A 6,206-nucleotide genomic window follows, 5' to 3' on the forward strand; every position below is an offset into this window, starting at 1 on the left:
TGCACCAAAATAACACCATTTTTTATACCGGATTTTTGATTCGAATTTTGAACACCCTACCTTACAGGGCGACAGGTTTGCTGACGTAATTACCCAGGGCGATGCCCTGGGCTAAGAGCTTCTGCCCCTTCAGGGCGTGCTAACTATTCTAACTTCCCCCCAAACCCCTTAGCCCTGGGCTGAGAGCTTCTGCCCCTGAAGGGGCGTGTGGGGAAAAACTTGCGAAACTTGAATTACAAAGAAACCCTCAATCGTTTATTTATGCTAAAAAAATCCGAGATAATACACTTTTGACGATAAAATGATTACCTTTGCATGAGTTATGGACATAAAAAAGATAGTAAACAATACATGTAAGGTGGCTTTCTCGCTCATTTTGGGCGGTGCCATTCTTTACTGGATGTATCGTGGGTTCGATTTCAAACAGGTGGAGCACGTGCTGTTTCACAAGATGAACTGGACCTGGATGCTACTGTCGTTCCCCTTCGGCATCCTGGCCCAGCTCTTTCGTGGCTGGCGATGGAAGCAGACTCTCGAACCCGTTGACGAGCATCCTCGTACCAACGTATGCGTCAACTCCATCTATCTTTCCTATGCGCTGAGCCTTGTCATTCCCCGCATAGGTGAGTTCGCACGGTGTGGAGTACTGAAGCGATGGGACAATGTGTCATTCCCCAAGTCGTTGGGCACCGTAGTCACCGAACGTGCCATCGACTCGCTCTTGGTAATGATCATTGCCATACTGGTGTTTCTGATGCAGATTCCGGTATTTCTCAATTTCTTCAATACTACAGGTACGAGTCTCGACGGCATTCTGTCTAAGTTCAGCGCTACAGGCTATCTGGTTTGCGGGATTTGTGGCATTGCCGTACTCATCCTGTTGCATGTGCTGTTCAAGAAGCTATCTATATATAATAAGGTGAAAGCCACTCTTGGCGGACTGTGGCAAGGTGTCATCTCGCTGAAAGGTGTCAGCAACGTACCGCTGTTTGTCGCCTTCACCCTGGGCATCTGGGTTTGCTATTTCCTGCACTATTTCCTCACGTTCCAGTGCTTCGAGGCAACCTCGCACTTAGGGCTGACGTGCGGCCTCGTCACCTTTATCGTGGGAAGCATAGCCGTGATCGTGCCCACACCGAATGGTGCCGGTCCATGGCATTTCGCCGTGAAGACAATGCTCATACTCTACGGCATACAGTCGGACGACGCACTCTTCTTTGTGCTCATCGTTCACTCCGTACAGACGCTCTTGGTCATCCTTCTGGGCATATACGCCTGGTTGGCCCTGGCATTCACTAAGAAAACAAACAACATTCATTAAAATAATCATATTATGGCTGACATTAAGAATCTTAAGCCAGAAGAAATCTGGCGCAACTTCGACGCACTCACACAGGTGCCACGTCCATCAGGACATCTTGAAAAAGTACAGGCTTTCTTGCTCGACTTCGCCAAGAAGGCTGGCGTAGAGGCTTTCCAGGATCCAGCAGGCAACATCGTTATGCGTAAACCCGCTACTCCTGGTTTCGAAAACAGAAAGGGAGTTATCCTGCAGGCCCACATGGACATGGTGCCACAAAAGGCCAAGGACAGCAAGCACAACTTTGAGACCGACCCAATAGAGACTATCATCGACGGTGACTGGGTACGTGCCAACCGCACCACTTTGGGCAGCGATGACGGTTTGGGCGTAGCTACCATCATGGCTGTGATGGAGGCCAAAGACCTGCAGCACGGTCCGGTAGAAGGACTTATCACCCGCGATGAGGAAACCGGTATGTATGGTGCCAACGAATTGCCAGCTGGTGAACTTAATGGCGACATCCTGCTGAACCTCGACACCGAGTCATGGGGCGAGTTCGTGATAGGAAGCGCCGGCGGTATTGACATCACTGCCACACTCGACTATAAAGAGGTGGAGACCGACAAGGAAGACGCAGCCGTAAAGGTAACGCTGAAAGGTCTGAAGGGCGGACACTCTGGTATCGAAATCAACGAAGGCCGCGCCAACGCCAACAAGTGCATGGTTCGCTTTGTACGCGAGGCTGTCGCCGAACTCGATGCTCGCCTGGCTTCATGGCAGGGCGGCAACATGCGCAACGCCATCCCATTCGAGGCTGAGGTGGTGCTTACCCTGCCTAAGGAGAATGTAGAGGCTCTGAACGACATGATTGCCGACTGGAAGGATGAATTGAAGGACGAGTTCAAGGGCATCGAGAATGTAGAGAAGATAGAATTCTTTGCTGAGAACGTAGAAACTCCTAAGATGGAGGTTCCTCAGGAGATACAAGACAACCTCATTGACGCTATCTATGCTTGTCACGACGGAGTACTGCGCATGGCTCCATCCATGCCTGATATCGTAGAGACATCTTCCAACCTGGCCATCATCGCCATAGGTGAAGGCAAGGCTTCTGTCAAGATTCTGGCACGTTCCTCACACGACGGCTACAAGGAGTACATCGCCACCATGATGGAGAGCTGCTTCTCTATGGCTGGCATGAAGGTAGAGTTCAGCGGAAGCTATGGCGGCTGGAATCCAAACCCAGAGAGCGACATCCTGGAGCATGTACTCAAGGTTTACAAAGAGCAGAATGGTGTAGACGGCAAGGTTCAGGCTGTTCATGCCGGACTGGAGTGCTCTATCATCCTGAGCAAGTATCCTCATCTCGACGTGGTATCATTCGGTCCTACCCTGCTCAGCCCTCACACCCAGAACGAGCGTTGCCAGATTAGCTGTGTGGCTCCTTTCTGGAACCTCATGAAGCAGCTGCTTACCGAAATTCCTGAGAAGTAAGGACGGAAGAGGGAGACCTGTTCTCCCTTTTCAACCTGACTTTTGTTACATTTATGATAAAAAGATAGCCGAGGAAGAAATTTCTCGGCTATTTCGTTTACAATTTCAATATTTTTAGTTACCTTTGCACGCGAATTTGCCAATAGAGTGTTTTTCTTTTTGGCACATGTCAAATCAAAATAAAACAAAAATGGACGATTATCACGCGGAAAATAACCAATTTCAAGCGTGGAGATTCATAGGATAAAGCCTCACACGAAGGCAGCCTCATGCCAATCTCCATAGCGCAGAGTTTATTATTTTTTTTGGGAGATTAGCACAATGAGAACATTCTGGAACATCGAAAAGAACCTTACTGCCATCAATGAGTGGCAGCCCAACTGCTGGATACAAGTAACTTGTCCCACCGACGAAGATCAGAAACTACTGGAAGAGAAATTCAATATTCCCGACTACTTCCTTTCCGACATCAGCGATACCGATGAGCGTGCCCGCTACGAATATGACGACGGCTGGATGCTCATCATTCTGCGTATTCCCTATGTCAAGGAGATAAGAAGCCGAACTCCTTACACGACAGTCCCTTTGGGCATCATACACAAGCGTGATGTCACCATTACCGTGTGCTATTACGAGACCAATATGATGATCGACTTCGTGAGCTATCAGCAGAAACGAGGAGAAGGATTCACCGACTACGTCGACATGATCTTCCGTCTGTTCCTGTCGTCTGCCGTATGGTATCTGAAACGACTCAAACAGATCAACTCACTCATAGAGAAGGCTAAGCGCAACCTCGACCACGGTGTCAACAACGAGAGCCTGATAGGACTGAGCCGCCTGCAAGACTCGCTCACCTACTTCATCACCTCCATCCGTGGCAACGAGAACCTGCTGTCGAAACTGAAATTCAAACTGCAGGTAGACGAGTTGGACGCCGACCTCATTGAGGACGTCAACATCGAGATGACACAGGCTCGTGAAACCACCAATATCTATTCCGACATCTTGGAATCGACAATGGACACATATTCGAGCATCATCAACAACAACATGAACACCACCATGCGTACGCTGACCTCCATCAGTATCGTGATGATGTTGCCTACGCTGATCTCTTCTCTGTTCGGTATGAACCTCATCAACGGAATGGAGAACAGTCCCTACGGATTTATGTTCGCACTGGTCATCTCATTCATCGTATCAGGACTCACTTGGGGCTTCCTGCGCTACAAACGACTGCTCTAAAACACAAAATATATTAAAAATATACCGTTTTATTAGGATTTGTCGTTTATTTTGACTAAGTTTGCAACTTATAATACAAACATTTTTGTGTGGCGGGCTGACTCTACGACAGAGCCACCCCCAAGGAACTCGAATCATAAACTAAATCAAGTGACATGATGGACTCTCAAGAAAATACCCTCAATCAGGGTACCATTGAAGAACCACAGGTGGAAGCCACAGTGGCTGAGACACCTGCAGTAGAGAACACTTCAGAAGCCGAGACAAAAACCTATGCTACCAAACAGGAAGTACTCGACCGTGTAAAGGAAATAGCGCACAGCGACGAAGCTCCTCAGAAAAACGAGCTCGACCTGCTGAAGACTACTTTCTACAAACTACATCTCGCTGAAAGAGATGCACAGATGAAAGAGTATCTGGCTGGTGGCGGTGACCCCGAGAAGTATGTTCTCCTGCCCGACGAGGCGGAGGAGGCTTTCAAGGCGGAGATGCAGATCATCAAAGAGAAAAGAGCCAAGATTTTCCTCGCACAAGAGGAAGAGAAACAGGCCAATCTGCAGAAAAAGCTCGACATCATCGAAAAGATAAAAGCCATGGCAACGTCGCCCGACGAGGCCAACAAATCATATCAGGAATTCAAAGCCCTGCAGCAAGAATGGAAAGAGATTAAGGCCGTTCCTGCCGACAAGGCCAACGAGCTCTGGCGCAGCTATCAGCTCTACGTAGAGCAGTTCTACGACCTGTTGAAGCTCAACAACGAGGCTCGTGAATACGACTTCAAGAAGAATCTTGAGGCAAAGACCAAGCTCTGCGAGGCTGCTAAGAAACTCGACGAGGAAGAAGATGTCATCTCTGCTTTCCACCAGTTGCAGGAACTCCACGCACAATATCGCGAAATAGGCCCTGTAGCCAAGGAGTTGCGTGAGCAGATATGGAGCCGGTTCAAGGCTGCCAGCACGGTTATCAACAAGAAGCATCAGCAGCACTTCGAGCAGTTGCGTGCCAAGGAGGAGGAAAACCTCGAGAAGAAGACTGCACTCTGTGAGAAGATAGAAGCCATCAACCAACAGCAGTACAAGCTCGCTTCCGAATGGGAGAAAGTCACCAAGGAGGTTATCGGGCTGCAGAGCGAATGGAAGAAGATAGGATTTGCACCTCAGAAGATGAACGTGAAGATCTTTGAACGCTTCCGCACTGCCAACGATGAGTTCTTCGCCAAGAAAGCTGAATACTTCAAGGTGCTGAAAGAAGAATATGCTGCCAATACCGAAAAGAAAAAAGCGCTCATCGAAAAGGCTAAAGAACTCGCTACAAGCACTGAATGGCGCAAGACGGGCGACAAGCTCATCAACCTGCAGAAGGAATGGAAGCAGATTGGTGTGGTGCCTCGCAAGTTGGGCGATCAACTGTGGCAGGAGTTTATCAATGCATGCAACCAGTTCTTCGAGGCTCGCAACAAGGCTAATGCCGGTACACGTAGCACAGAGCACACCAACTTAGAGAAGAAAAAAGAGGTAGTGGCAAAGCTCAATGCCCTGCTCGAGAATGCTGGCGACAACGTACAGCAGCAGGTACAGTCACTCATCGACGAGTACAAGGCGATAGGTCACGTGCCCTTCAAAGAGAAGGATGCTATCTACAAGCAGTACCACGATGTGCTCGACAAAATATACAAGAACCTGCATATCAGCAACGCCAAGCGCCACCTCGACAACTTCAAGAACAACTTGAAGAACGTGGCAGAAAAGGGATCGGATGCTCTCGACAATGAGCGCGGACGCCTCTTGCGCCGCTTCGACCAGTTGCGCTCCGAGATTACCACCTACGAGAACAACCTTGGTTTCCTCAATGCTGCCAGCAAGAAGGGAAACAGCCTCGTAGAGGAGATGAACCGAAAGGTGCAGAAGCTCAAAGACGATCTCGAACTCGTAAAACAGAAAATAAAGGCTATCGATGCCGAGAACAAATAAAAAAGAACAGCCGAAGTGCAACCCAAGCACTTCGGCTTTTTTATATGTATAAGAAAGGAAAAACACAGAACCTTTACTGAAAGTCGCACCGAATATTGATGGACGGGAAGGAAATGACTCATCCACAAAACTCCCTAATAGAGTAGATGTGGGGAGTTACCCCCAGCACCTCTCATTGCACCGTACGTACG

The 6,206-nt window shown here is 48.8% G+C and carries 4 protein-coding genes; all 4 read left to right on the forward strand.

The window, feature by feature from the left end; translation table 11 throughout:
- Positions 1-322 precede the first annotated feature (322 nt).
- The 4 genes from F7D20_RS05440 to F7D20_RS05455 all read left to right on the forward strand — a co-directional run bounded on the left by F7D20_RS05440 (position 323) and on the right by F7D20_RS05455 (position 6,015).
- Positions 323-1,321, forward strand: coding sequence for a lysylphosphatidylglycerol synthase transmembrane domain-containing protein (locus tag F7D20_RS05440; RefSeq protein ID WP_158463175.1), 999 nt, complete (start codon positions 323-325; stop codon positions 1,319-1,321).
- Between the two features lie 12 nt (positions 1,322-1,333).
- A complete protein-coding gene (locus tag F7D20_RS05445; RefSeq protein ID WP_158463176.1) occupies positions 1,334-2,797 on the forward strand; it encodes an aminoacyl-histidine dipeptidase in 1,464 nt (487 codons plus the stop codon).
- Positions 2,798-3,118: 321 nt separating this feature from the next.
- A complete protein-coding gene (locus tag F7D20_RS05450; RefSeq protein WP_022252217.1) occupies positions 3,119-4,045 on the forward strand; it encodes a magnesium transporter CorA family protein in 927 nt (308 codons plus the stop codon).
- A 155-nt stretch (positions 4,046-4,200) separates the two neighbouring features.
- On the forward strand, positions 4,201-6,015 hold the full coding sequence (locus tag F7D20_RS05455; protein ID WP_158463177.1) for a DUF349 domain-containing protein: 1,815 nt from the start codon (positions 4,201-4,203) through the stop codon (positions 6,013-6,015).
- Positions 6,016-6,206 lie beyond the last annotated feature (191 nt).

Source organism: Segatella copri, from assembly GCF_009495355.1.
GTDB lineage: Bacteria > Bacteroidota > Bacteroidia > Bacteroidales > Bacteroidaceae > Prevotella.

Coding starts and splice junctions, on each gene's coding strand:
- F7D20_RS05440 (WP_158463175.1), top strand. CDS start 323: ATGGACATAAAAAAGATAGTAAACAATACATGTAAGGTGGCTTTCTCG.
- F7D20_RS05455 (WP_158463177.1), top strand. CDS start 4,201: ATGATGGACTCTCAAGAAAATACCCTCAATCAGGGTACCATTGAAGAA.
- F7D20_RS05450 (WP_022252217.1), top strand. CDS start 3,119: ATGAGAACATTCTGGAACATCGAAAAGAACCTTACTGCCATCAATGAG.
- F7D20_RS05445 (WP_158463176.1), top strand. CDS start 1,334: ATGGCTGACATTAAGAATCTTAAGCCAGAAGAAATCTGGCGCAACTTC.